This is a genomic window from Chromobacterium sp. ASV23 (assembly GCF_016428945.1).
GTDB lineage: Bacteria > Pseudomonadota > Gammaproteobacteria > Burkholderiales > Chromobacteriaceae > Chromobacterium > Chromobacterium sinusclupearum.
In genome coordinates this window covers 1-26,163 of sequence record NZ_JAELTR010000010.1, presented here as the reverse complement: position 1 = coordinate 26,163, position 26,163 = coordinate 1, and the positions used below count along the sequence as shown (strand labels likewise).

Below are 26,163 nucleotides of genomic sequence, written 5' to 3'. Positions count from 1 at the left end.
TCAAGATTCGAGATGGCGCGCGCGGATGTAGCGCGGCAGCGCCCCGCCCACGGGCGCAAACAGCAAGGACAACAGGTAGACCACGCCGGCCAGCAGGATGATGGCCGGGCCGGACGGCAGTTCAAAGTGATAGGACAGCAACAAGCCGCCCAGGCCGCTGGCAAAAGCGATGCCGACCGACAAGGCCAGCATGGCCTCGATGCGCTCGGTCCAAAGCCGCGAGGTGATGGCCGGCAGCATCATCAAGCCCACCGCCATCAGCGTGCCCAGCGACTGGAAGCCCGCCACCAGATTCAGCACCACCAGCATCAGGAACAGCAGATGCCACCAGGCGCCGCGCGCGCCCACCGCGCGCAGGTAGACCGGGTCCAGGCTTTCCAGCAGCAGCGGACGGTAGATGATGGCCAGCGTCAGCAATGTCACCGTGGCCACTCCGGACACCAGATACAGCGCCGCGTTATCCACCGCCAGCACCGAGCCGAACAGGATGTGCATCAGGTCGACATTGCTGCCGCCTTTCGACACCAGCAATACGCCCAGCGACAGCGACAACAGATAGAAGGCCGCAAAGCTGGCATCCTCCTTGATGCTGGTGAAGCGAGTGGCCAGGCCGGCAAGGAGCGCCACCAGCACGCCGGCGAAGAAACCGCCCAGGCTCATCGCCGGCAGGCTGAGGCCGGCGAACATGAAGCCGATGGCGGCGCCGGGCAGCACCGCGTGGCTCATCGCGTCGCCCATCAGGCTCATCCGGCGCATCACCAGGAACAGGCCGATGGGGCCGGAACCCAGCGCCAGCGCCAGGCAACCGGCCAGGGCGCGGCGCATGAAGGCGAACTCGACAAACGGCGAAACCAGAAGATCGTACAAATGTTGCATCAGGCGCTCACTCCATCCAGGCCGCAAACCGGCGCCTGGGCCTGCCAATGGGCGGCGGTTTCCACCGCGCGCCGCAGATTGTCTTCGCTCAATGCCGAGGCGCTGTCGCCCCAGGCGATCACTTCGCGCGCCATCAGCAAGGTGTGCGGAAAATGCGTCCTCACCTGCAGGGCGTCGTGCAACACCGCGATGATGGTGCGCTGTTCGGCGCGCCAGCGCGCGATCAGCCGCAACAGGTCCTCGGTGGTCTTGGCGTCCACCGCGTTGAAGGGCTCGTCCAGCAAAATCAAGCGCGCGTCCTGCACCAGAATGCGGGCGAACAGCACGCGCTGGAACTGGCCGCTGGACAGCGCGGCGATCGGGCGCAGCGCGAAATCGGCCAGCCCCACCTGCTCCAACGCGTCGATAGCGCGGGCATGGCCGTCGCGCCCCACCCGTCCAAACGGGCCGCTCTTGTGCCACAGTCCGGTGCCGACCAGCTCCAGCACGCTCACCGGCATGCTGCGGTCTATTTCGGCCTGCTGCGGCAGATAGGCGATGTCGGCGCGGCGGTAGCCGTTCAGGTCCACGTTGCCGGAATCGGGCGTCAGCGCGCCTATCATCGCCTTCAACAGCGTGCTTTTGCCGGCGCCGTTCGGCCCGCAAATCGCGGTGGCGTCGCCTTCGGCGAAGCGGCCGCTGATGTGGTGCACCGCCGGGTGGCGCTGGTAGGACACCGTCAGGTTGTTCAACACTATGCTCATGCCAACTCCTGCAAGGCCCACCACACCAAAAGCCACAGCCCGGCCAAAGGCAGCAGCGTCAGCAGCACGCGCTGGCCGGCCGACATCGACAGCAAGCTCAGCGGCGGGCGCAGATTGGACGCCGTGAGGTGCTGATGGCCGCCATGCGCATGATCATGGCCGTGAGAATGCGTTTGACTCATTCCAGACACTCCTTCAGCCAGGCTTCCACCTGCTCGGCCTCAAACGCCGGCGCGATCAGCTCGAAACGGCTGTCGCGCCGCCACGACACCTGCGCGGCGCCCCACTGTCCGGCCGCCCAGTTCAGCCACACCCAGCTGTCCAGCACGCGGAACACGCCCTTGGCGCGCACCAGGCCGGGAATGCGCTTGGGCAGATCGTCAAACAGCCGCGTCAGCCGCTCGCCGTCGAAGTTCAGCTCGGGATCGAAGGTCCAGCCGGCCGACTGCCAGGCGCTGGTATTGTCCGGCAGCACCGCCGGGCGGTAGCGCGGCTTGGCGGCGAGCTCGGCATCCAGCCAGGCCACGTCCAGCTGGCCGTCGCGCACCTCGCCGACCAGGGACTTGGGCGGAAACAGCGCCGCCGCCTGCTGGCGGAAGGCCTCCATGGTCGGGATGTCGGCGGTGTCTATCTTGTTGGCCACCAGCACATCGGCGATGGAAATCTGGTCGCGGTACAGCGGCTGGCGATGGTAATCGGGCTGAATGAACTGGCGCGGATCCACCAGGGTCAGCACGGCGGCCACTTCCAGCGCCTCGCCCAAGGGCTTGGCGCGCAATTCGTCGATGACGCCGGCGGCATGGGCCAGGCCGCTGGCCTCGATCAGCAGGCGGTCCGGCTTTTCGCGGCGCAACAGCGTGGCCACGGTGGCGGTCATTTGCGGGCCGGCCACGCAACACAGGCAGCCGCCGGCGATTTCGGCCACTGCCAGCTCGTCATTCAGCAGCGCGGCGCCGTCGATGCCGACTTCGCCGAACTCGTTGACGATGACCGCCCACTTTTCATGGGCGGGCCGGTTGGCGATCAGGTGGCGCAGCGCGGTGGTCTTGCCAACGCCGAGAAAGCCGGTGAACAGATTAACTTTGGTTTTTTTCATGGAATTCTTGCGCAGTTCAAGCGGTACAGGACTGGCAACGGCCAGCCAGCACCAGATTTTGCGGGCTAAGCGTGAAACCTGCCGCCTGGGCCATGTCGCGCAGGCCAGCCAGCCCGCCGGCGGCGTCGACTTCATTGACGCGGCCGCATTGCTCGCACACCAGGATCAGGCTTTCGTGCTGGCAGTCGAAGTGCTCGCACACGATGAAGCCGTTCAGCGCGTCCACCTTGTGCAGCAGGCCGTGCTCCACCAGGAAGTCCAGCGCGCGGTAGACGGTGGGCGGCGCGGCGGAGCCGCGCTGCTGCTGCAGATCGGCCAGCACTTGGTAGGCCTTGACCACGCCACGGTGGTTCAGCACCAGTTCCAGCACCTGGCGGCGCAAATCTGTGAGCTTGCTGCCGCGCGCGGCGCAATGGCGCTCGGCGGCGGCAAGATAGTGGGATCGGTCCATGCGCGGGGTCGCTTCAGTCGAAAACCAGACAATGTTACTTTATAACATCCACCACGCCAACCCTTTACACTTTGCGGGTTTTGGATGCCGCGGCGCTGTGATACGCTGGCACGTTCCGTTTCCATGCCATAGTCAGGGGATTTCGATGAAAAAGATGTTGGTGGCCTCACTGGCGCTGCTCATGGCCAGCCAGGCCTTCGCCGCGGATCCGATCAGCCAGCGCAAGGATGTCTTCAAGCAATACAAGCCGGTCGTCGGCGCGATGGGCAAGATGGTGAAGGGCGACACGCCCTACAACAAGGATGAATTCGCCAAGCTGGCCACCCAGCTGGAACAATTGTCGCAACAGCCGTGGCAATACTTCCCAGCCGGCAGCGACGCCGGCAAGACCGACGCCAAGCCGGAGATCTGGAGCAGGCCGGCCGACTGGCAGAAAGCCATCGACAACCACAAGGCCGCCACCGCCAAACTGAAACAAGTGGCGCAGGCCGGCGACCTGGCCGCGATCAAGACCCAGTTCGGCGCCACCCAGCAGACCTGCAAAGCCTGTCACAAGGACTTCCGCAAGGATTGATCCCACTCCTTGCATGCCCGGCGGCGCTCAGCGCCGCCATTGACTGCCCACTCCCACTCAGATGCCATGAACAAGATACTGACCGCGCTGCTGCTGGCAGCCATCGCCATTCCCGCCGCCCACGCCGACGACACCCCGGCCGAAGTCCGCACCAAGGCGTTCAAGAAGATGCTGCTGCAATCCTTCGAACCCATGGGCATGGCGGTGCGGGAACGCGCGCCGTACAACCAGGCCCAGTTCGCGCAGCAAGCCGAAGCGCTGAAGACGCTGGCCGCCGAGCCGTTCAAGCACTTCCCGGCCGGCAGCATCACCGGCAAGAGCCGCGCCAAGCCGGAAATCTGGAGCCAGCCGGCCAAATTCCAGGCCGACAAGGACGCCTTCCTGAAGTCGGTGGACAACCTTGCCATCGTCGCCAAGAGCGGCGACCTGGCCGCGATCAAGAAGAGCTACGGCCAAGTGGCGCAAAGCTGCAAAACCTGTCACGACGCCTTCCGCGGACCGGAAAAGTAAGCGAACGACTGCAAAAACCAAAGCCGGCATCTAGCCGGCTTTCGATTCAGGCAAGCAGGAAGCGGCGGCTCAACGCAGCAACGCGAAATACAGCCCGCCCGCGGACAGCAACAGCGCCGCCAGCGCCAGCGCGCCGTGGGCGAAATGCAGCCGGGGCTGCTCGCCGGCGATCTTCTTGTAGCCCGTCAGCATCGGCCCCACCAGGTTCTGCTTCTTCACCAGGCGATACAGCACAATGGCTGTCAGATGCAGCGCCACCAGCCCCAGCAAGCCATTGAACAGCAGTTTATGCGCGCCGGTGGCAGCCTCCGCCAGGCCGCTGTCGATATGCTTGGCCAGCGGGCCGTCGTACAGATAGCTGTCCACATCGGCGGCGAACAAGCCCGTCAGCACCTGCGCGCCCAGCGCCAGCAACATCACCACAACCATCCAGCCACCCAGCGGATTGTGCCCCGGCGCCTCGCGCTCCGGCAATTCGCCTTTCAGATAGCGAACAATGGTTCGCGGCCCATGCACAAAGCTGGAGAAACGGGCGGTCTGGCTGCCCACCACGCCCCAGATCAGCCGAAACACCAGCAGCGAGGCCAGCGCCACGCCGCAATAGATATGGTATTGCAGCCAATCCCCGCCTTGCTCGGCACAGAACCACATGGCGCCAAACAGAACGACCAGCGCCCAGTGAAACAACCGGGTAGGCACGTCCCATACCTTGACTTGCTGCGTCATCACATTCCCTTTCCATACTTTATCTGCGCACATTCTGCCGCAATGAGGCGGACGCTTGAAGCCGCGCGCGATTTTACCCATACAAAACGGACAATACCCCCGCCATTTTGCGGCAATTTCGGTTAAGATAAGCCTTCCCACTCCAGCCGGATGCCGCAAGCGCCCGCTGGAGCAGTTTTTTTCCAGCGGCCGGCTGGCCGTTTACTTACCGTGTTGGAGACCCAGTCAAATGACGCAAACCGCCCTTCTTCAGGATCTGGAGGCCCGTGGCCTCATCGCGCAAACCACCGATATGGCTGCGCTGCAAGAACTGCTGAACAAGGAATCGGTTACGCTTTATTGCGGCTTCGATCCAACGGCGGACAGCCTGCACATCGGTAGCTTGGTGCCCATCCTGATGCTGAAGCGCTTCCAGCGCGCCGGCCACCGCCCAGTGGCGCTGGTGGGTGGAGCCACCGGCATGATAGGCGATCCGAGCTTCAAGGCCACCGAGCGCAAATTGAACACCCCGGATGTCATCGAAAGCTGGGTGGAGAAGATCCGCAAGCAGGTCGAACCCTTCCTCAGCTTCGAAGGCGACAATGCGGCGCTGATGGCCAACAATTACGACTGGTTCGGCAAAATGAACGCGCTGGAGTTCCTGCGCGACATCGGCAAGCACTTCTCGGTCAACGCCATGATCAAGAAAGAAGCGGTGCAGCAGCGCATCGCCCGCGAAGATCAGGGCATTTCCTACACCGAGTTCTCCTACAGCCTGCTGCAGGGTTACGACTTCGCCGAACTGAACCGGCGCCTGGGCTGCAAGCTGCAGATCGGCGGTTCCGACCAGTGGGGCAATATCACCGCCGGCACCGATCTGACGCGCCGCCTGAACCAGACCCAGGTATTCGGCCTGACCATGCCGCTGGTGACCAAGGCCGACGGCACCAAGTTCGGCAAGACCGAATCCGGCACCATCTGGCTGGACGCCAAGAAGACCTCGCCTTACGCCTTCTACCAGTTCTGGCTATCCACCGCCGACGCCGACGTGTACAAGTTCCTGCGTTACTTCTCCTTCCTGTCGGTGGACGAGATCGCCGCCATCGAAGAGGCCGACAAGACCCGCGACGGCAAGCCGGAAGGCCAACGCATCCTGGCCGAACAAGTCACGGAGCTGGTGCACGGCAAGGCGGCGCTGGAAGCGGCGCAGCGCATCACCCACAGCCTGTTCAGCAACGACCTGTCCAGCCTGACCGCCGACGACTTCGCCCAACTGGCGCAAGACGGCCTGCCGACCATCCAACTGGACAAGAGCGCCAACGGCCTGATCGACGCGCTGGCGGCCGGCGGCCTGGCCAAATCCAAGAGCGAGGCGCGCACCTTCATCCAGAGCGGCGCGGTCAGCGTCAATGGCATCAAGGTGGACAGCCTGGAGCACGCCATCGGCGACAATGAACGCCTGTTCGGCCAGTACTCACTGCTCAAGCGCGGCAAGAAGCTGTATGCGCTGGTGGACTGGCAATAAGCCCCTCCCTGCCAGCCGAAAACGCGAAGCCCGTCTCATGGACGGGCTTTTTTGATGCCTGCCGGCCGAGTTCAAGCCACGCTGAAGGCTTCTCCCGTGGCGAAAAAAGCGCCGCCGGCGATGTAATGCAAGCTGCGCTTCGCGGCATCGGCGTCTTCAAAATGCCAATGTCCGGCGCGGAACACCGCGTCGTCGGCCTGCGCCGCCACTACCTCGCCGATGAACAAGTCGTAGCGCTGCTGATTATGCGGCTCCGGCACCACCTTGCACTCCAGATAGGCGATGCAGCCCGCCACCCGCGGCGCCGCCACCTGCTGCGCCGGCAATGGCGTCAAACCGCTAATGGCAAATTTGTCTTCATCGCGGCCGGTCTCGCTGCCGACCTGCACCACCTGCGCCGCCTGGGCGCGGCACGGGATATTCAGGATGAACTCGCCGCTCTGCTCGATCAGTTCACGGCTATAGGTGGACTTGTCTATCACCACCAGCACCTTGGGCGGATCGAAGTCCAGCGGCATGGCCCAAGCCGCCGCCATCACATTGCGCCGCCCGCCCGCCGCGCTGCTGACCAGCACGGTGGGGCCATGATTCAGCAGCCGGTAGGCCTTGGCCAATTCAACATCTGCCAGCATCGTCGTCTCCGTTTGGGCAAAGAAACGATTCTAGCAGCAATGATCAATGCGCAGCGGCCGAGCCAAGATGGCACATCCGGCTCTGCAAGCCATGGTCACGGGCCAGGATGTCCTCGAACAGCTTGCTGCGCGCCGCGATATGGTAATTGAAGCGCCAGTCGCGCATCAGATCCACGCCCAGCTCGAAATACTCGGGATCCAGCCGGCACAAACGGCGCAAATCAAACGGCCGCCCCAATTGCAACTCCACCGCCAACTCCACCAATACGGCCACCTGCTCCGGGTCCACCTTCCGCTCGAGCAATTGTCTTATTCTTTTTGCCGCGTTCACTGCCATTCCAAAAATAAAGATGACATAAAAAAGTAGCATGAAATAAATAATTCAGTAACTGACATTTAGTGATGTCGATATAAAAAAAGGCCCGGGCGGAACGCGCGGGCCTGTTTGCTATCATGCTCAAGCATCAAGACAGAGGAGATGTCATCGTGATGACACTGCTGTTATAGGCGACAGCTTGCTGCACTGCAAGATGATCGATATCAGAAAATATACATTGCCCCGCTTCCCTGTGGATTGCTGCTACCGGCAAACCCGATGAACACGCTGCGTCCATAGAAGAAAGGCAGGCCCCAGTCAAAATAACCGGCAAACGTTCCCGTCATCGGCGCCGCTAGGCTGGGGAAGGCGGCATAGTTGCTGCTGTTGAGAATAGTCGCATTGATCAGGTTGAAGTTGATCGTACTGCTGCTGCCATTGCTGGCCGACACTTGCGCGCTCAGACTCTGCGTCTGCGGCGACGAAACATTGGGGCAATACCATGTCGACCCGCCCACCGAGCAGGTAGCAACGCTGCCATCGTTAGGGAAGTAAAGAATGTTCGATCCGCTATCCAAGAAACCGGGATAGCTCTGGCCATTGTAAACCGTGGTGATGGTGAAACCGTCGCTGGACACCGGGTAAGCCTTGGCCGTACTGGGGATGGCATTGTTCGATTGCGTAGCGATGCCGAATGTCAGCGTGCCCTGCGCAGATGGCGCGCCATAGTTGTCTATGCTAGGCAGCTGCAATAGAACGCCGTTGTTGTCCCCGGAGAAAGCCGTCACCGGATTGGTTACCTGTTTTGCCAGCGGCACCATGCCCTGCTGGCAGGTCTGTCCGCTGCACAGATAATAGAAGCCATTATTGCTGACGTTGGCGCAATCGCTACCGCAGTCCTGAGGCTCCAGGCCCACACCGATGATGCCCTTGGCGCCCAATCCGGCCAAACTGCTCTCGTTGATGCCAGTCGACAAGCAGGCGGCGGGTACCGGGTATGGCAAGGCGCCATCGGCGATCACCTGGATCGGCAGGGAGCTAGCTGTCTTTCCTGCGATCTTCACATCAGCAGTACTGACCGTTCCCCAGGTGAAGCCATCGGCGAACTGCGCGCACTCCATCACCTGGCGGACGCCGACAGTCTGAATAGGAAGCGCATTCTGCAGCGCCGAAGCCAACACGCGCAGCCCGCTGGAGCCTGTATCAACCAGAACATGGTCTATTGCCGTGCAGGTATTGGTTCCGGGGACACAAACATTGACCGTCACGTAAGGCAGATTCAACTGCCCCGTCGCGCCGGCAGGACCAGAATCGACAATCATGGCTACGCTATTGGACGTGGCGCCGCCGCTATTGCCGCCATTGGAGAACGAGCCGGCATCGCCGCCGCCCCCTCCGCAACCGCTCAGCAACAAGGCAAGGGAAAACAGGCTGACCAGAAGTCTTTTCATGTTCGCTCCCTTTATTTCAATTGATCCGGCGTCACCCCTGCCGGCAATAAGGTGGAGTCATAGGCAAAACCGTTGAAGGCGCCCATCCGGCCATAAGAATGGACAACAAAACTGCCCACCTGTCCTCTCAGCACATTGCGGCCACTGCGATTATTCCGCTGCGCCTGTTGAAAGGCCGGAAAGTAGTCTCCCAGCAGCGACTGCAAATCAGGATGGGTCTGCCCGCTCCAGGCGACGGCAAACACCGTTCCATTCAGGGAAACATACTGACGAATCTGCCGTCCGGAGGCATCCAGGCTGTCTTGCACGGTGTAGGCGCCGCCTATGGCGGCGGGACGGGTCGCCATGAATGCATGCCCAGCCGCGGACGCCGCAGGCGCGTCAAACTTCTGCCCCAAAGCGGCATGCGCCCCCGGCGCCAGCAGCGCCAAGAGAAAAACGAACAAGCAGGGTCTCTTCATTTTCCACCTCTCATTTATCTGTTTTATCCTGAGCCACGGCGACAAAGCCCGCACTACAAATTGAGCATACTAGAAATGCAAACGGCAATCTTGCGCAATCTTGTTAAAAAAAAGCGGGAGGCTTAAGCCCCCCGCATCCCCTCGTTCGGTCTTCCGCGATTTACGGCCGACCGCACAGCTACCACATCAATAGATTCAATATGTCATTTCGTCGTGCCGGGTTTCCACCCAGCGCCCGGCGCCCAACGACAACATCAGCAAAGCCACCCGCTCATGCACGATCACCGTGTGGGTATTGCCGGAAAACTGCATATAACGGCGCAGATCTTCCCGCACCTTGCGCGAGCCCGTGACGTCGATGATGATGTCCACCCGGCTGCCCTGCTCGGCGATCTCGATGAAATTGTCGGTCACCGGCACGCCTCTTTCCTTGGCCAGCAATACGCCGGGCAACTGCAGGTCCAGATCCGCCACGCCCACCATCTCGACAAATGGCGCATCCAGCAGCTGCTTCAGCAACGGCGTGCCGGTCTCCCCCACGCCCACCATGCCGATTCTGAACTTTTGCATAAGCACCCCGCCTCTCCATTTATGACTTACAAATAACCAGTGTCACTGTAGTGCAAACATGGCGAAACGGAGTTGAGGCAAGTCAAGTCCGGCGCGATGCAAATGAAATGGCCCGGCTTGCGCCGGGCCATGATAGGAAAATGCTTGCGGGACTCAATGCAGATTCTGCTGCGACAAAAAGCGCAGATACCCCAGACCTTCCAGCCAGAATCCACCGTCGGCCAAGGGCGTGGCGTCGGTCAGGTCGGCAACGGTCAGCACCAGCTCCTGGCCATCCAGATTCGCCTCCAGCACCACGTCGTCGTCGTCGGAGAACTCTTCCGATACCGAATGGAAGTCCGGCTTGACGAATTGATTGTTGACCTGGATGTAGTCGGACTCATTCAGCAAACGCAGGATGTTCATGATGACCTCCTTGTGATGCGGTGAGGGGAACAAGGTCAAACAGACAGTTGCACTGCACAAGCCCCGTACCTGATGGCGGCACTGTCAAACTGCCATCACACCGAAAACCTGCATCTACAGCCAACCACGTTCGGCGAACGATTCCGCGTGCCCGCCGGTTACCACAAAATGATCCAGTAACCTGATATCGACCAGTTCCAAAGCGCGCTTGAGCGTATCGGTCAATATTCTATCCGCATTTGAAGGCTCACTGACACCGGAAGGGTGATTGTGCGCCACGATCAGCGCCGCCGCATTGTGCTGCAAAGCCCGCCGCAGCACTTCCCGCGGATACACCCTGGTCTCGGTCAACGTTCCCTTGAATACTTCTTCGACTTCAATCAAACGGTTTTGTGCCGACAAAAATATCACAACAAATGTTTCGACGTCGCGCCGGCCTATGCTCAAACGCAAATAATCCCGCACCTGCCGCGGACTGGACAGCGCGTCGCCCAGCCGCATCGGCTCGGACAATGCCCGCCGCGCCAACTCCGTGCACGCCATCAACTGCGCATACTTGGCCTCCCCCAGGCCGGGCTTGGCCTTGAATTGCTCCAGACTGGCGCCCAACAAACCGGTCAAGGAGCCAAACTCCTGCAGCAGCGACCTGGCCAACTCCACCGCATTGATGCCTTTGACGCCGGTGCGCAGGAAGATGGCCAGCAACTCAGAATCGTTCAGGGTGGCGGCTCCCTGCCGCAATAATTTCTCGCGCGGCCGCTCCGCTTCCGGCCAATGGGCGATCGACATGGCGCATCCCTCTTCTGGCTATAGCATTGTTTGTGTCATCAGGCCAACAAGATAGCAACAAGCAATGACATTAACATGCCACCATTAAGCCAGACCAGAGCCACTTGATGGACTAAATCCGCTAAAATGGCCAGTTTACGGCTTCGAAGAACCCAACGATGACCGCCAAACGCATTCTCCTCGGCATCAGCGGCGGCATAGCCGCCTACAAGTCCGCCGAGCTGACCCGGCTGCTGGTCAAGGCCGGCCACCAGGTGGAAGTGGTGATGACCGAATCGGCCACCCGCTTCGTCACGCCCGCCACCTTCCAGGCGCTGTCCGGCCACACCGTCTACACCGACCTGTGGGACCCGCGCCCCAGCAACGCCATGGCGCACATCGAATTATCGCGCCGCGCCGATGTGTTCCTGATCGCCCCTGCCACCGCCAACCTGCTGTTCAAGCTGGCGCATGGCGGCTGCGACGACCTGATCTCCACGCTGGCCGCGGCCCGCACCTGCCCGCTGATCGTGGCGCCGGCCATGAATCTGCAGATGTGGCAGAACCCGCCCAACCAGCGCAACATCGAGCAGCTGCAGGCGGATGGCGTGACCGTGTTCGGCCCCGGCAACGGCGCCCAGGCCTGCGGCGAAACCGGCGACGGCCGCATGTTGGAGCCGCATCAGATCGTCGAGCTGCTGCATGGCTTCTTTGCCGACAAGCTCCTGGCCGGCAAAAAAGTGCTGCTGACCGCCGGCCCCACCTATGAGGCCATAGACACGGTGCGCGGCATCACCAATATCAGCTCCGGCAAGATGGGTTATGCCCTGGCGCGTGCCTGTCGCGACGCCGGCGCCGAGGTCACTCTGGTCTCCGGCCCCACCCATCTGGACGCGCCGATGAATGTCCCCAGGATAGACGTGCAAAGCGCCGCCGAAATGCAACAGGCCGTGCTCAGCGAAGTCGGCCGCAGCGACGTGTTCATTTCCGTGGCGGCGGTGGCCGATTACCGGGTAAAGAACCGCAGCGAGCACAAGATCAAGAAAACCGCCGGCACGCCCGCCATAGAACTGGCAGAGAATCCGGACATCCTGGCCACCGTCGCCGCGCTACCGGCTGCGCCGTTCTGCGTCGGCTTCGCCGCGGAAAGCCAGAACCTGCTGGAGTTCGCCGAAGCCAAGCGCCAGCGCAAGAAACTGCCGCTGCTGGTGGCCAACCTGGCGCAGCAAGCCATGGGCGCCGACGACAACCAAGTGGTGCTGCTGGACGACGCCGGCCAGCACCCATTGCCCGCCATGCCCAAGGATGACGTGGCCGCCGCCATCGTCCGCCATCTGGCCGCCTTGCTGGCCAAACGCTGAATTCAACCATCCTGGCGGCCCGCGCGGCCGCCATCGCATCACAAGGAAACACCATGCAAGCCGTTATCGACGTCAAGATCCTGGACGCGCGCCTGCGCGACAACCTGCCCGCCTACGCCACTGCCGGCTCGGCCGGCCTCGATCTGCGCGCCGCCACCGAAGAGACCATGACCATCCAGCCGGGCGAAACCAAGCTGATTCCAACCGGCATCGCCATCCACCTGAATGATCCAGGCCTGGCCGCCATGCTGCTGCCGCGCTCCGGCCTGGGCCACAAGCACGGCATCGTGCTGGGCAATCTGGTGGGCCTGATCGACTCCGACTACCAGGGCCAGGTGTTCGTCTCGGTCTGGAACCGCGGCCAGGAGCCGTTCCGCCTGGAGCCGCTGGAACGCATCGCCCAGATGGTCATCGTGCCGGTGGTGCAGGTTGGCTTCAATATCGTGGACGACTTCGACGCGTCCGACCGCGGCGCCGGCGGCTTCGGCAGCACCGGCCGCGGCTGATTCAGCCCATTCTGAAAATAAAACCCGGCGCGGGCAGATGCCTGCGTCGGGTTTCTTTTTGCCGACAATCAGGGCAAAACGCTGATGCGGTTCAGCTTGGGCACCGCCACCACGGGCCTGGACTGCAAATAGCGCTGCATCACGTCCACATCCACCTCGCCCACCACGCGGTCGGTACCCTGCGCCAGCACCGTGAAGCCGTCGCCGCCGCCGCCGATGAAGTTGTTGACCTGCACCGTGTAGCGGGCCTTGGGATCAATCGGCACGCCATTGATGGTGATGCTCTTGATGTCCACCTTGCTGCCAACCGGCGCCGACTTGCTCCAGCTGTAGCTGAAACCGGACGAAACCTGCAGCATCTTGCCCCTGGCCGGATCGCTCCACTGCTGCTCCAGCAACTGATCGATCTGCTCGCCGGTCAGCTTCATCGTCAGCATGGTGTTGCCGAACGGCTGCACGGTGTAGATCTGCTTGTAGCTCACATTGCCATTGGCGTCCGGCACTAGGTCGGCGCGGATGCCGCCCGGATTCATGAAGGCCACCACGGCGCCTTGCTTGCTGCCGGCAGCTAGCTGAGAGTCGGCGATCACGTCTCCCAACGTCGTTTCGCCGGCGGCGTTGGCATTGCGGGTCAGGCTGCCGCCCAGCTTGCCAACCACCTCTTCAGCCTTTTTCGCCGAACGATTCAAGTAAAACTGCACCAGGTCGGTGATATTGGCCAGCGGCTTGATGTCCTGCGTCACCGGACGGTTCACCGCCTGGATCGAGCCGGGGACAAAGGTTTTGCTGACCGGGTCCAGCTTGAAGTCGATCTCGGTGAACAGCTGGCCGTAATTCTTGGCGCTGGTCACGCGGCGATCATCGATGACGCAGTTGTAGGCCTGGTGCGTGTGGCCGGTCACCACCAGCCCCACCGTCTTGTCCAGCTTCTTGACGATATCAACGATGGGGCCGGAAATGCCTTTGCAGTCGTCAAACGTGCCGGTCTGATAACCGCCCTCATGCACCACCACCACCGCCGCCGCCACGCCCTGGGCTTTCAGCTTGGGAATCAGCGCATTGACGGTATCGGCCTCGTCCTTGAAGCTCAGCCCCTGGATGCCGGCCGGGGACACGATATCGGGCGTGCCCTTCAGCGTCATGCCGATGAAGGCCACCGGGATATTGCCGTACTTTTTGATTTCATAGGCTGGAAACAGGGTGCTGCCATCCGGCCTCTGCACATTGGCCGCCAGGAAACGGAATTTGGCGCCGGCGAAACTGCCGCCATTCTGGCAGGTGGTATCGCCCGCGCCAGGCTTGCAACCGCCATTCTGCATGCGCAGCAACTCGTCCTGGCCGTCATCGAACTCATGATTGCCCACGGCGTTGATATCCAGGCCCAGCAAATTCATCGCTTCGATGGTGGGCTCGTCATGGAACATGCCGGACACCAAAGGGCTGGCGCCGATCAAATCGCCGGCCGACACGACCACCGTATTAGGCGACTTGTCGCGCAGCTGCTTGACCCAGGCTGCCAGGTAATCGACGCCGCCGGCGGGCGTCTTGACCGTCTTGCTCGGATCTTTCGGGTCCGGCAGCGCCAAGGTGCCGGGGGATTCCAGATTGCCATGGAAATCGTTGATGGCGACCATCTTGACGGCCACCGGCGCCGCGGCCGGCAACTGTTCGTTATTGCTTGCGCCAGTATGCCCGCTCACGGAAGAAGAGGAATCGGACATGCATCCGCCCAGCGCCAAAGCCAGGCTCAGGCACAGGGTCGTCGGAATGAATTTCATTGCCATGCTCCATTGTGTTTGTTGTGATCCGGCGCGCGCCGCTGCCACGGACATGCGCCAGGCCGTCAACATACACAATTGGCATGAAATTTAAATCAATAATCGCCAAACAGTGGCATTAAATTCCATATTTTTGCAAAAATACCAAAAGAAAACGCCGCGAGCGAGTCTCGCGGCGTTTGACTGCATCCCGGCTCAAGCCGGGACGAACCGGGCAAGCATCAAGCCAGCAGGTGGTTGTTCAGCTCGCGCATGCCGGCGGACAGCATCGCCAGATCCAGCGCGCTGAACGACTGCAGCTCGGCGAACATCTGGCCGCACACTTCCACGGCAGCCTGGCGCTTGACCAGCCACTGATCGGCGAAGCCAGCCGCCGCGGCGCTATCCTGCAGCGCCTGGCGAGCCAGATCGCGGTGCACGCGGTACAGATCGTCGCGCAGCGCCGAGCGGGCCAGCGACTGCCAGCGGTTGTCGCGCGGCAGGCTGGTGATGGCGTCGCGCAGCCAGTCCAGCTGCAGCGCCCGGCCCAGCTGGAAGTAGTTGGCCGCCACCTGCTCCAGCGCCAGCTTGCTGCCGTCGCTGATTTCGATGATGTCCATCAGCGGCACGGCGTACTCCAGACGCGCCAGCACCTGCTGCAGCGATTGCGGCAGCTTGGCGTGGGCGATCCGGGCTTCCAGCTCGGCCACGCCGGCATACTGCGCGGACGGCACCAGCTTGGGCAACTGGGCCAGCAGGCCTTGCACCTTGGCGGCGTACTGCTCGATCACCGCGTTGACGGAACCGAACGGACGCTTGTTGCGCAGCAGCCAGCGCGTCGCGCGCTCCACCAGCGTGCGCACCAGCACCATCAGCTGCATCTGCTGGTCGGCCGGCACCTTGTTGTCCAGCGCTTCGATCTGGCCCCACAGGCTTTCCGCGTCGAACACGCGGTTGGCGATCCACCAGGCGCGGGCGATGTCGGCCGCGGAGAACGGCGACTCTTCCTGCAGGCGGAACACGAAAGTGGTGCCCATGCGGTTGATGATCTGGTTGGCCAGCTGGTTGGAGATGATCTCGCGGCGCAGCTGATGCTGTTCCATCTGCTTGCCGAAGCGCTGCTGCAGCGGTTTCGGGAAGTAGTTGACCAGCACCGGCAGGAAGTCGCGGTCGTCCGGCAGGTCGGTGGCCAGGATGGCCTGATCCAGCGAAATCTTGCTATAGGCCAGCAGCACCGCGATCTCCGGCACGGTCAGGCCCTGGCGGGCCAGACGGCGTTCGTTGATCTGGGTTTCGGTCGGCAGGTACTCGATCTCGCGGTTCAGCTCGCCGGTCTTCTCCATGTGCGTGATCATGCGGGCATGGGTGGACAGCATGGAAGCCGCTTCCAGACGCTTGATCGCCAGCACCTGGGTTTGCAGCACGTTGTTGCGCAACACCAGATGGCCCACTTCCTCGGTCATCTCGGCCAACAGCTCATTGCGCTGCTTCAGCGTCATGTCGCCGGCCTGCATCACCGCGCCCAGCAGAATCTTGATGTTGACCTCGTGGTCGGAGCAATCGACGCCGGCCGAGTTGTCGATGGCGTCAGTGGCGATGCGTCCGCCAGCCAGCGCGAACTCCACGCGTCCCAGCTGGGTGCACGTCAGGTTGCCGCCCTCGGCCACCACGCGCGCCTGCAGCTGGTTGCCGTTGACGCGCACCGGGTCATTGGCGCGGTCGCGCGCGTCGGCATGGCTCTGCGTGGACGCCTTGATGTAGGTGCCGATGCCGCCGTTGTACAGCAGGTCGATCTTGGCTTTGAGGATCTCATGGATCAGCTCGTTCGGCGCCATGTGGTCCTTGTCGGTTTCCAGCCACGCCTTCACTTCCGGCGACAGCGGAATGGACTTGGCGCTGCGCTCGAAGATGCCGCCGCCCTTGGAGATCAGCTCGCGGTTGTAATCGGTCCAGCTGGAGCGCGGCAGGTTGAACAGGCGCGCGCGCTCGGCGAAGCTCTTCTTCGCGTCCGGCGTCGGATCCAGGAAGATGTGCAGGTGGTTGAACGCCGCCTTCAGGCAGATATGCTCGGACAGCAGCATGCCGTTGCCGAATACGTCGCCGGCCATGTCGCCGATGCCGATTACCGTGAAGTCCTGCTCCTGGGTATTGACGCCCAGGTGGCGGAAGTGGCGCTTCACCGACTCCCAGGCGCCGCGGGCGGTGATGCCCATGCCCTTGTGGTCGTAGCCGGCGGAACCGCCGGAGGCGAAAGCGTCGCCCAGCCAGAAGCCGTAGGCTTCGGAAATGCCGTTGGCGATGTCGGAGAAGGTTGCGGTGCCCTTGTCGGCCGCCACCACCAGGTACGGATCATCCGGGTCCAGCCGGCGCACGTCCTTCGGCGGCACGATCTGGCCGGTCACCAGATTGTCCGTCACGTCCAACAGCGCGGAGATGAAGATCTTGTAGCAGGCGATGCCCTCGGCCAGGAAAGCCTCGCGCTCGCTCGGCGCCGACAGCTGCTTGCCGACAAAACCGCCCTTGGAGCCCATCGGCACGATCACCGAGTTCTTCACCATCTGCGCCTTCACCAGGCCCAGCACCTCGGTGCGGAAGTCTTCCATCCGGTCAGACCAGCGCAGGCCGCCGCGCGCCACCTTGGAGCCGCGCAGGTGCACGCCTTCGACACGCGGGCTGTACACCCAGATTTCAAACAGCGGACGCGGCTGCGGCAGGAACGGAATCTGGTTCGATTCCAGTTTGAACGAGATGTAGGACTTGAACTCGCCGTCGGCGCCTTTCTGCCAGAAGTTGGTGCGGCGGGTGGCCAGGATCACGGCCAGGAAGCCGTTCAGGATGCGGTCTTCATCCAGATTGGCCACGCCGTCCAGCATGCCGCGCACGGCGGCCAGCAGCAGCTCGGCCTTCTCGTCGTCGAAGCCTGCCGGGTCCAAACGGGCGTAGAACAGTTCCACCAGGCTGCGGGTGATGGCCGGATAGTTGGCCACGCACTGCTCGATATAGGCTTGGCTGAAAGTCAGGCCGCCCTGGCGCAGATACTTGGCCAGCGCGCGGATCAGGGAGATTTCGCGCCAATCCAGGCCGGCCACCAGCGCCAGGCGGTTGAAGCCGTCGTTTTCGCAGCGCTTGGCGAAGACTTGGGACAGCAGCTCCTGGAAGTCGTGTTGCACCTGGTCCTGCGACATCTGCTCGCCAAAACTGCCGATATCGAGGCCAAAGTCGCTGATCCACACCAGGCTGCCATCGACGCGCTTGACGCAGTACGGGTGCTCATCGCGCACCTTGACGCCCATGTTTTCCAGAATCGGCAGGCTGGCCGACAGGCCCAGCGGTTCTGCCTCGCGGAACAGCTTCAGATTGAAGGCCGCGCCAGTGCGGTGGAAGGGGCGGTACAGCTTCATGGCTAACGGCTGCTCGGCGCTCAGCGCCTCCAGTTGCTGGATGTCCAGCACGGCGTTGCGCACCGCGAATTCCTCGCGGTAGGCCACCGGAAAACCTTCCTTGTAGCGATTGAACAAGCCGTTGCCGCGCTCTTCGCCATAGGCCTCCACCAGTTGCTGGTGCAGCTCCTCCACCCAGCCGCGCACCAGACGGGCGATTTCGGCTTCGATATCGCCCTCATGGAATTCCGGCAGTTTGGACGCATTGGTGCGGATGATGTAGTGAACGCGGGCCAGGGTGCCGTCGCCGATCTGCACGCTGAACTCTGCGCTGGCGCCGTCGAAAGCGTTCATCAGCACTTTTTCGATCTTCAGCCGCACTTCGGTGCTGAAGCTGTCGCGCGGGACATACACCAGGCAGCTGACATAGCGATGGTAGCGGTCGGCGCGCACGAACAGGCGCACGCGCGGGCGTTCCTGCAGGCTGACGATGCCCTCGGCAATCGGGCCAAGCACTTCGGCCGGAATTTCGAACAATTCGTCGCGCGGGTAGCTTTCCAGCACGAAGCCGAGCGTCTTGGACTTGTAGCTGTCATCGACGAAGTCGCAGCTTTTGACCACGCTGGCCACCTTCTGGCGCAGGATGGGCACGTCCTTCGGCGACGTCTGATAGGCGCTGGCGGTGTAAAGGCCGAGGAAGCGGCGTTCGCCTATCACTTCGCCCTTGTCGTTGAAGCGCTTGATGCCGACGAAGTCGACATAGGCCGGACGGTGGATGATGGAGCGGGTTTGCGATTTGTTCAGGATGATCAGCTGCGGCAGGTGCGCCAGTTCGCGCAATTCCTGCGGCAGCTGTTCGAAGCTGGCGGAATACTCTTTGTCGCCCTGATCCTGCAGGATGCCCAGGCCGGAATCCTTGACGATGCGCAGGCTGTCCTTGCCGTCGCGCTTGACCAGGTCGTAGTCGCAATAACCCATGAACAGGAAATTGCGCTCGGCCATCCACTCCAGGAAAGCCACGGCCTCTTTGGCTTCGGCCGCGCGTTCGCCCTTCAGCTTGGACAAGTCCTTGCTGATGCCGGCGAGCATTTCGCGCATCTTGGGTTCGTCGCGCACCACCAGGCGGATATCGGCCAGCACGCGCTTCAGCTCGGCTTCCAGCTTGGCCAGCAGCGCGGCGTCGCTGATGCGGTCGATCTGCACGTGGATGAACGACTCCAACGGCAGACTGCGGTCTTCGGTGCGCTTGACGGCGCTCATCACGCCGCTCTTGTCGCGGGCCACCGACAGCACCGGATGCACCAACAGGTGCAGATTGAGGTTATAGCGCGACAGCAGCATGGTGATCGAGTCGATCAGGAACGGCATGTCGTCGTTCACCACTTCGATCACCGTGTGGGTGCTTTGCCAGCCGTCGCGTTCGAAATCGGGGTTGTAGATGCGGCACTTGACCTGGCCGGCAGAGCGCTTGCCGGCGAACTCGTAATGCGCCATTGCGGCACCGAACAGGTCGAGCGAGGAGAACTGCCGCAGGTCGGCGTGTTCAGTCTCTTCGAAGTAGCTCGGGAAGAAGGCGGCGAGTTGTTGGGTCTCCTGGGAAGAAAGCTTGCTCTCGGCTACAGCCTGGATATCTGCGATCAGGCTGGCCAGTTCAGTCTTGTTGGTAAGCGACATTTAGCTTCTCTTGTTGTGAGCAGGGAGGTTGTCGGGGCATTGTAGATAGCGGCACCCATACCGGATTTCCTGAATGCGACATCGGCTTACATAAAACGCGCAAGCCGTATTCCGCCGGCAACAACACGGGGGCATAAGCAGGCCGGAAATCCAGGCCATACATTACAGCAAAGCGACGGCCAGTTACACAAAGACCATCGCACCGCGCATTGTAGCCAATCAGGAAAAACATTCATAACCTATTGATTTTTATGATATTTCCATTTTTTTGGAAAAGTAAGGTAGAATGTGCGCACTTGCTTATGGGGATTGACCAATTCCGCCACTTGTTGTTCACAAGCGCGGCAGATAAAGGCCAGCCAGCAAGACAAGACGACCCGGATCGGAACAATAACGTCGGCTCCGCTGCGGGGTTTACAAGCCAGTCGTCGCGCAGGCGCCTGCCGACGGCCAAAATAAGAGAAGTAGAAGCAACATCATGAAAAAAGCCCTGATTGCAAGCGCCAGCTTCGCCCTGATCGCCTCCCTGTCCGCCCAAGCGGAAACCGTCCGCTTCGGCATCGACCTCAACTACCCGCCGTTCTCCAAGCAAGGCGCCGACGGCAAGCCGCAGGGCTTCGACATCGACATGGCCTACGCGCTGTGCAAGGAAATGAAAGTCACCTGCCAGATCGTGCCGCAAGACTGGGACGGCTTGATCCCGGCGCTGAACGCCAACAAGTTCGACGCCATCATCTCCTCGATGCAGATCACCCCGGAACGCCAAAAGGCAGTGGACTTCACCGGCAAATACTACAACATCGCCAGCCGCCTGGTGGCCAAGGATGGCACCAAGGTAGACGCCGCCAGCTTCAAGGGCAAGAAAATCGGCGTGCTGCGCGCCTCCACCCAGGAAAAATTCGCCAAGGACTTCTGGGGCAAGAACGGCGCCACCATCGTGCCGTACGCCAAGTCGCCTGAATCGTTCCTGGACCTGAAGTCCGGCCGCGTCGATGCCGTGTTCGTGGACGGCGCCGTGGGCGAAGGCGAATTCCTGAAGACGCCGCAAGGCAAGGGCTATGCCTTCGTCGGCCCGAACTACTCCGACGTCAAGTACTTCGGCCTGGGCGCCGGCATTGCCGTGAAGAAGGGCAACAAGGCCCTGCTCGACCGCCTGAACAAGGCCATCGAGGCCGTGCGCAAGGACGGCAGCTACAAGAAGGTTGAGGAAAAGTACTTCAGCTTCGACGTCTACGGCGGCTAATCCCCGCTCCCAGGCAGGCGCGCGGCGCGCGCCTGCTCCCGCAATCCCCTCTTCCGAGATTGCCCATGTTTTTGCAAGGTTACCTTCCCAGCATCCTGGAAGGCACGGTGCTGACGCTGAAGCTGGCCGGCTCCGCGCTGGCCGTTTCCGTCGCGCTCGGCCTCATCGGCGCGCTGTTCAAATCCACCTCGTCGCGCGCGTTGACGCTGCTCGCCGAATGCTATTCCACCGTGGTGCGCGGCATTCCCGATCTGGTGTGGATGTTCCTGCTGTTTTTCGGCGCGCAGATGGCGCTCAACGACATCTGCGGCCATTTCGGCTGGCAAGCGCCCGATATCGACCCGTTCATCGCCGGCGTCGCCACCCTAGGCTTCATTTTCGGCGCGTACATGACCGAAACCTTCCGCGGCGCGATGATGGCGGTGCACAAGGGTCAGATGGAAGCCGGCCTGGCTTACGGGATGTCACCGCTGCGCGTGTTCTTCCGCATCCAGTTGCCGCAGATGGTGCGCTATGCCCTGCCCAGCTTCTCCAACAACTGGCTGGTGCTGGTCAAATCCACCGCCCTGGTATCCGTCATCGGCCTCAATGATGTGATGTACCGGGCCGACGCCGCCAAATCGGCCACCCAGCAGCCGTTCGACGTCTATATCGTCGTCGGCGCGTTGTTCCTCTGCATTACCGGCGTGTCCAATCTGCTCTTGCACTGGACAGAAAAACGCTACTCGATGGGCACCAAGGAGAGCGGGCTGTGATCGATCCGAAACTGATTATCGAACGCTTGCCGGAATTCTTCGGCGCGCACGACGGCGGCCCCATGCTGTCGTCGACCGACGGCCTGATCATGACGCTGCAGTTGCTGGGCCTGTCGCTGCTTTTGGGCCTGATGCTGGCCATCCCGCTAGCCGTGGCGCGCACGGCGAAAAACCGCGCGCTGTCCGGCGCCGTCTGGCTGTTCGGCTACGTCTTCCGCGGCACGCCGCTCTTGGTGCAGCTGTTCATCATCTATTACGGCCTGGCGCAGTTTGACTGGATACGCGATAGTTGGGCCTGGCAATACCTGCAAAACGCCTATGTCTGCGCCATCCTGGCCTTCACGCTGAACACCGCGGCCTATACCACGGAAATCATCGCCGGCCAGATCCGCAATACCCATTGGGGCGAAATCGAAGCCGCCCGCTCGGTCGGCATGAGCCAGTGGCTGATGCTGCGGCGCATTGTGCTGCCGTCGGCGCTGCGGCGCGCGCTGCCGGCCTACAGCAACGAGGTGATCATGATGCTGCAGAGCACCGCCATCGCCGGCCTGGTGACGCTGGCCGACCTGACCGGCGTGGCGCGCCGCATCTACAGCGAAAGCTATATGCCGTTCGAGCCGTTTTTCACCGCAGCCGTGATCTATCTGGCGCTGACCTTTGCCCTGGTCTGGCTGATGAAGCGCGCGGAGCGGCGCTATCTGGCTTTTCTGGGTCCGAGAAAGCAATAAGCCGCTGGTGAGAATTCCGCTGCCCGGCGTTTGAAATAAATCGTACAATGCAGGCAAGACAAGCCGCCATGCCAGGCTCCCTGACATGGCGGTATTTTTGCCAACCTTACCTGCCGCTCAGACATGGCTCACACGCCTCAAACCGCCAAACCGTTGCGCTTCGGCTTCTTGCTGCTTCCCCACGCCTCGATGGCTGATTTCGCCAGCGCCTCCGAGGTGCTCAACCACGCCAATCTGCTCGCGGAGAAAAAGCTTTACGAAACCCTGCTGCTATCGTTGGATGGCGGCCAAGTACAGCTCTCCAACGGCATCAAGCTGGCGGTGGACCTGCCGCTGTCGTACGCGCCGAAACTGGATTATCTGGTGATTCTGGCCGACGAGATCGGCAGCGATTTCGCGCTGGAGGAACTGAGCAAGGGCATGTCCAGCATCAACGCCGACAAGATGACGCTGGCCGGCATCGGCTGCGGCAGCTATTGGCTCGCACGGGCGGGCCTCCTTGCTGGGCAGCGCGCCACGATACACTGGCGCGAAATCGCGCGGCTGACTGAAGAGTTTCCCGATGTGATCGTAACGTCCAATCTGTACGAAAGCGAGGGGCGCTGCCTCAGCTGCGCTGGCGGGGCGGCTACCTTTGATTTCATGCTGGACCTGGTTGGCAGGCAACAGGGACATGAGTTCATCGCCCAGTTGTCCGAGCTGTTCAGCATGGAGCGCATCCGCCCCGGCAACGAGCGCCAGCGCATTCCGCTGGCCACCCGCATCGGCGGCAGCCAGCCCAAGCTGACCGAGGCGGTCAGCCTGATGGAAGCCAATATCGAAGAACCGCTGTCCACCGACGACATCGCCTACTATGTCGGCGTCTCCCGACGCCAATTGGAGCGGCTGTTCAAGCAATACCTGGGCACCGTGCCGTCCAAATACTATCTGGAGCTGCGCTTGAGCCGGGCGCGCCAATTGCTGCTGCAGACCAGCAAATCCATCGTGCAGATCGGGCTGGCTTGCGGCTTCTCCAGCGGGCCGCACTTCTCCAGCACCTATCGCAACCATTTCAACATCACGCCGCGCGAAGAGCGCGCGCAGCGCACTCAGATCGGCAACCGCGCTAGCTGAGTTGGCGCTCAGCCTGCAAGGCCAACGGCAGCTCGATGCGGAAGCAGGCGCCGCTGGCCGGAATATTTTCCGCCGAGATCAAGCCGCCGTATTGCTCCACGATGGTCTGGCAGATCGACAAGCCCAGGCCCATGCCGTGCGGCTTGGTCGAAAAGAACGGATGGAACAACACTTCCAACAAGTCCGGCGTAATGCCGCGCCCGGTATCGCGCACCTCTAGAATGCCCTTCTTGCCTTCGCGGCGGGTGTGGACGATGACATGGCGCTTCAAGGCCGGCTCGTCTTTCAAGGCATCCATGGCATTGGACAGCAGGTTCAACACCACCTGCTCCAGCTGGATGCTGTCCGCCATCACCGGAATCGAATAGCCCGATAGCAGCTGAACCACTTCAATGCCGCGCTCCCGCAGATCGTACTCCGCCAGAAACATGCAGTTGCCCACCACCTGATTGACGTCGATCAGCCGCGTTTCGATGGCGCGCTTGCTGACCAGCGCGCGCAGCCGCTTGATGATCTCTCCGGCGCGCCCGGCCTGCGCCACCGCCAGCTTCAAAGCGGAGTTGACCTGCGGCGGTGCGTCTTCCACCCCCTCCAGCAACTGGATGGCGGCCTGGCAGTAGTTGGAGATCGCCGTCAATGGCTGATTCAGCTCATGGGCGATGCCGGACGCCATCTCGCCCATGGTATGCAGCCGCGCCACATGCGACAGCTTCTCCAGATGCTCCTTGACCCGAGTCTCGCTGGCCTCCAGCGCTGCCGCGGTCCTTTGCCGCAACGGCCCCATATCGCGCAGCGCGCACACCACGCCTATCTGCACCCCGTCCCGCGACATCAACGGCGCGATGCCGCCTTCCACCGAATGCACCTTGCCGCGCGCCGTGGTCAGCTGCATGCGCTCCGCCAGCTCCACAGCCTGCCCGGTCCGGAAACACTCGCTGATAGGATCCTCGGAAAACTCCGCGGCCAACTCGCCCATCAAGCGGAATACTTCATGGCATGGCAGGCCAAGCACCTCATCGGCAGGCATCTCCACCAGTTGCAGCGCCATCGGATTAGCCATCTCGATCCGACGATCCTGCCGCAGAATCACCACGCCATCGTGTATCGCATTCAAGGTCACAGACGCGCGCTCGCTCTGCAGGAACAGCTCCTCATCGGCCTGGCTGCGCTCTCGGCGCAAGGCGACACGCTGGGAATAAATCAGCGCCGCAGCGGACAACAGCAAGGCAATGAAAACTTCCCTGAGCAACAGCGGCAGCAGCGCCAGATCATTGAGACGGATATCCTGCTCGACGCCGAGAACAAAAGGCTGCGCCTCGCTGTTCAGCGGCAAACGCAGCGTCAAGCGCGTTATCTTGGGCCACCAATCATGATCCCCATCCCGATGCAAGCGCTGGTACAGCGGCTCGCCCCCCGCGCGGCCATCCCGCGGCAGCAAGGACAAGTCCAAGCCGGCAGGCAAGGCCTGGTCTTCAGGCAACTGCAGCAGGCGGTCGCAAAACACCACCAAAGCCACCACGCCGGCAAGATCGCGGCCGCGGCCCTGACGCGCCTCCCCAGCCGACTCTCGATACAGCGATTGCATCAGCAGATAGGCGCGACCGCCACCGTCATACAATTCGAAAGGACGAGACGAAACCTTCTGCCCGCTTGCCACCGCCCGTTTCAACTCCGCGGAAAAATGCGGATCGCCCAGCATGTCATAACCGTAGACCGGGCTGAAAGCCGGCAGATCCGGCTCGATCATGGATACGATCAGCGCCTGCGGCCTGGCCGGAGCGGGCTGCCAATTGCGCTTACCCTCCGCGCCGTAGTCGCGGATGTAAAAAGTTTCCCCGAACCGCTCCCCCATGTTGCGCAGAAACTCGGCGCGCGCCTCCTGCGTGACATTCTGCAGAAACTGAATGGCGTACAACTGCTGATAGCGCGGCAACATTTCCCGCGCAAAGGCGCTGAGCGCAGGCGCGTCCAACTGCTCATGAGAAATGAGCAGCGCATTGATCGCGGACAACACGGACTCGTTCTGGTCAAGCCTGCGCGCGACGCCCGCGTAGGCTTGGTGAGCCGCTTGCTCGAAACTGTCCTGCAGACGGCGGTACTCACCGCTCCCCCACTGGGCCAATACCCACAAGCTGCTAAGCAACCAGAGCGCGCCAAACAGAAGCCACTCGCGACCTTTGAATTTACTCAAGACCCGCCCCGAAATTCATATGACATCATGAATGATATGCTTTGCATAAAACATTCGCCGGGCATTTTCACAAAAAGGCGCCATATTCGCAACGCAACCCTAACCGACAGCACAGGCACACTTTCTGCGCCAATCAGACCCGCATCAACAGCAAAGCCCCGGCAGTGGCTGTCGGGGCGGGTTTCGCGCATTCGGCACGCAAAAGCACAAAGCCCAGCTCGTGTGAGCTGGGCTTTGTCGTATGGGGCGTCTGGCGGTGTCCTACTTTCACATGGCGAATGCCACACTATCATCGGCGCTAAGGCGTTTCACGATCCTGTTCGGGATGGGAAGGCGTGGGACCACCTCGCTAAGGCCACCAGACATAAACTT

The 26,163-nt window shown here is 61.9% G+C and carries 25 protein-coding genes and 1 rRNA gene; 9 read left to right on the top strand and 17 right to left on the bottom strand.

What is annotated here, in order from left to right:
• Genes JHD59_RS06590 through JHD59_RS06570 form a run of 5 tightly spaced genes read right to left on the bottom strand, consistent with a single transcriptional unit; the run spans position 1 to position 3,166 of the window.
• Positions 1 to 876: a metal ABC transporter permease gene (locus JHD59_RS06590; protein ID WP_199153639.1), complete on the bottom strand. Its 876-nt coding sequence runs from the start codon at positions 874 to 876 to the stop codon at positions 1 to 3.
• Positions 876 to 1,619, bottom strand: a complete 744-nt coding sequence (locus JHD59_RS06585) for a metal ABC transporter ATP-binding protein (RefSeq protein ID WP_199153638.1) — start codon at positions 1,617 to 1,619, stop codon at positions 876 to 878. Before JHD59_RS06585 ends, JHD59_RS06590 begins: the two co-directional genes overlap by 1 nt.
• The gene (locus JHD59_RS06580; RefSeq protein ID WP_199153637.1) at positions 1,616 to 1,801 is read right to left on the bottom strand and encodes a hypothetical protein; all 186 of its coding nucleotides are present in this window, start codon (positions 1,799 to 1,801) and stop codon (positions 1,616 to 1,618) included. The genes JHD59_RS06585 and JHD59_RS06580 overlap by 4 nt, the downstream gene beginning before the upstream one ends.
• Positions 1,798 to 2,715 (bottom strand): GTP-binding protein, encoded by a 918-nt coding sequence (locus JHD59_RS06575; protein WP_103316938.1) that lies wholly within the window; start codon positions 2,713 to 2,715, stop codon positions 1,798 to 1,800. Before JHD59_RS06575 ends, JHD59_RS06580 begins: the two co-directional genes overlap by 4 nt.
• A 16-nt stretch (positions 2,716 to 2,731) precedes the next feature.
• Positions 2,732 to 3,166 (bottom strand): Fur family transcriptional regulator, encoded by a 435-nt coding sequence (locus JHD59_RS06570; RefSeq protein ID WP_103316939.1) that lies wholly within the window; start codon positions 3,164 to 3,166, stop codon positions 2,732 to 2,734.
• A gap of 145 nt (positions 3,167 to 3,311) precedes the next feature.
• Here JHD59_RS06570 and JHD59_RS06565 point away from each other — a divergent pair, with 145 nt between their 5' ends.
• Both JHD59_RS06565 and JHD59_RS06560 read left to right on the top strand, forming a co-directional pair.
• Complete coding sequence (locus tag JHD59_RS06565; protein WP_199153636.1) at positions 3,312 to 3,740, top strand: cytochrome c; 429 nt, start codon at positions 3,312 to 3,314, stop codon at positions 3,738 to 3,740.
• A 66-nt stretch (positions 3,741 to 3,806) separates the two neighbouring features.
• The gene (locus JHD59_RS06560; RefSeq protein ID WP_103316943.1) at positions 3,807 to 4,250 is read left to right on the top strand and encodes a cytochrome c; all 444 of its coding nucleotides are present in this window, start codon (positions 3,807 to 3,809) and stop codon (positions 4,248 to 4,250) included.
• A 69-nt stretch (positions 4,251 to 4,319) separates the two neighbouring features.
• Here JHD59_RS06560 and JHD59_RS06555 read toward each other — a convergent pair whose 3' ends face one another.
• Positions 4,320 to 4,976 (bottom strand): cytochrome b/b6 domain-containing protein, encoded by a 657-nt coding sequence (locus JHD59_RS06555; RefSeq protein WP_199153635.1) that lies wholly within the window; start codon positions 4,974 to 4,976, stop codon positions 4,320 to 4,322.
• A 229-nt stretch (positions 4,977 to 5,205) separates the two neighbouring features.
• Between JHD59_RS06555 and tyrS the strand changes: the two genes are divergently transcribed.
• Complete coding sequence (gene tyrS / locus JHD59_RS06550) at positions 5,206 to 6,480, top strand: tyrosine--tRNA ligase (RefSeq protein ID WP_199153634.1); 1,275 nt, start codon at positions 5,206 to 5,208, stop codon at positions 6,478 to 6,480.
• A gap of 71 nt (positions 6,481 to 6,551) precedes the next feature.
• On the opposite strand, the gene JHD59_RS06545 is transcribed toward tyrS, so the two are convergent.
• The 7 genes from JHD59_RS06545 to radC form a co-directional block, all read right to left on the bottom strand.
• Positions 6,552 to 7,112: a flavin reductase family protein gene (locus tag JHD59_RS06545; protein WP_199153633.1), complete on the bottom strand. Its 561-nt coding sequence runs from the start codon at positions 7,110 to 7,112 to the stop codon at positions 6,552 to 6,554.
• 43 nt (positions 7,113 to 7,155) lie between these two features.
• The gene (locus JHD59_RS06540) at positions 7,156 to 7,416 is read right to left on the bottom strand and encodes a hypothetical protein (protein WP_052246828.1); all 261 of its coding nucleotides are present in this window, start codon (positions 7,414 to 7,416) and stop codon (positions 7,156 to 7,158) included.
• A gap of 236 nt (positions 7,417 to 7,652) precedes the next feature.
• On the bottom strand, positions 7,653 to 8,879 hold the full coding sequence (locus tag JHD59_RS06535; protein ID WP_199153632.1) for a DUF3443 domain-containing protein: 1,227 nt from the start codon (positions 8,877 to 8,879) through the stop codon (positions 7,653 to 7,655).
• A gap of 11 nt (positions 8,880 to 8,890) precedes the next feature.
• Entirely contained in the window at positions 8,891 to 9,340 is a 450-nt protein-coding gene (locus JHD59_RS06530; RefSeq protein WP_199153631.1) for a DUF2844 domain-containing protein, read from the bottom strand.
• 195 nt (positions 9,341 to 9,535) lie between these two features.
• Positions 9,536 to 9,910 carry an oxidoreductase gene (locus tag JHD59_RS06525; RefSeq protein ID WP_043626038.1) on the bottom strand — a complete coding sequence of 125 codons (375 nt, stop codon included), beginning with the start codon at positions 9,908 to 9,910 and terminating at the stop codon, positions 9,536 to 9,538.
• Between the two features lie 153 nt (positions 9,911 to 10,063).
• Positions 10,064 to 10,315 carry a hypothetical protein gene (locus JHD59_RS06520; protein WP_043626035.1) on the bottom strand — a complete coding sequence of 84 codons (252 nt, stop codon included), beginning with the start codon at positions 10,313 to 10,315 and terminating at the stop codon, positions 10,064 to 10,066.
• A 114-nt stretch (positions 10,316 to 10,429) separates the two neighbouring features.
• Positions 10,430 to 11,104 (bottom strand): DNA repair protein RadC, encoded by a 675-nt coding sequence (gene radC / locus JHD59_RS06515; RefSeq protein ID WP_043626032.1) that lies wholly within the window; start codon positions 11,102 to 11,104, stop codon positions 10,430 to 10,432.
• A 158-nt stretch (positions 11,105 to 11,262) separates the two neighbouring features.
• On the opposite strand from radC, the gene coaBC reads away from it, so the two are divergent.
• Positions 11,263 to 12,444, top strand: a complete 1,182-nt coding sequence (gene coaBC / locus JHD59_RS06510) for a bifunctional phosphopantothenoylcysteine decarboxylase/phosphopantothenate--cysteine ligase CoaBC (RefSeq protein WP_199153630.1) — start codon at positions 11,263 to 11,265, stop codon at positions 12,442 to 12,444.
• 53 nt (positions 12,445 to 12,497) lie between these two features.
• Positions 12,498 to 12,950, top strand: coding sequence for a dUTP diphosphatase (dut, locus tag JHD59_RS06505; protein ID WP_106077103.1), 453 nt, complete (start codon positions 12,498 to 12,500; stop codon positions 12,948 to 12,950).
• Positions 12,951 to 13,018: 68 nt separating this feature from the next.
• On the opposite strand, the gene JHD59_RS06500 is transcribed toward dut, so the two are convergent.
• Together JHD59_RS06500 and JHD59_RS06495 are read right to left on the bottom strand one after the other, a co-directional pair.
• A complete protein-coding gene (locus JHD59_RS06500; RefSeq protein ID WP_199153629.1) occupies positions 13,019 to 14,728 on the bottom strand; it encodes a bifunctional UDP-sugar hydrolase/5'-nucleotidase in 1,710 nt (569 codons plus the stop codon).
• Positions 14,729 to 14,949: 221 nt separating this feature from the next.
• Complete coding sequence (locus tag JHD59_RS06495) at positions 14,950 to 19,761, bottom strand: NAD-glutamate dehydrogenase (protein ID WP_199153628.1); 4,812 nt, start codon at positions 19,759 to 19,761, stop codon at positions 14,950 to 14,952.
• A gap of 478 nt (positions 19,762 to 20,239) precedes the next feature.
• Here JHD59_RS06495 and JHD59_RS06490 point away from each other — a divergent pair, with 478 nt between their 5' ends.
• The 4 genes from JHD59_RS06490 to JHD59_RS06475 all read left to right on the top strand — a co-directional run bounded on the left by JHD59_RS06490 (position 20,240) and on the right by JHD59_RS06475 (position 23,600).
• On the top strand, positions 20,240 to 21,004 hold the full coding sequence (locus tag JHD59_RS06490) for an ABC transporter substrate-binding protein (protein WP_103317000.1): 765 nt from the start codon (positions 20,240 to 20,242) through the stop codon (positions 21,002 to 21,004).
• Between the two features lie 65 nt (positions 21,005 to 21,069).
• Complete coding sequence (locus JHD59_RS06485; protein WP_103317002.1) at positions 21,070 to 21,759, top strand: ABC transporter permease; 690 nt, start codon at positions 21,070 to 21,072, stop codon at positions 21,757 to 21,759.
• A complete protein-coding gene (locus JHD59_RS06480) occupies positions 21,756 to 22,487 on the top strand; it encodes an ABC transporter permease (protein WP_083340883.1) in 732 nt (243 codons plus the stop codon). Before JHD59_RS06485 ends, JHD59_RS06480 begins: the two co-directional genes overlap by 4 nt.
• Positions 22,488 to 22,610: 123 nt before the next feature.
• Entirely contained in the window at positions 22,611 to 23,600 is a 990-nt protein-coding gene (locus JHD59_RS06475) for a GlxA family transcriptional regulator (RefSeq protein ID WP_043626009.1), read from the top strand.
• On the opposite strand, the gene JHD59_RS06470 is transcribed toward JHD59_RS06475, so the two are convergent.
• Both JHD59_RS06470 and rrf read right to left on the bottom strand, forming a co-directional pair.
• The gene (locus tag JHD59_RS06470; protein WP_233163921.1) at positions 23,593 to 25,791 is read right to left on the bottom strand and encodes an ATP-binding protein; all 2,199 of its coding nucleotides are present in this window, start codon (positions 25,789 to 25,791) and stop codon (positions 23,593 to 23,595) included. The genes JHD59_RS06475 and JHD59_RS06470 overlap by 8 nt on opposite strands.
• 248 nt (positions 25,792 to 26,039) lie before the next feature.
• Positions 26,040 to 26,154, bottom strand: a 5S ribosomal RNA gene (rrf, locus tag JHD59_RS06465).
• Positions 26,155 to 26,163: the final 9 nt, after the last annotated feature.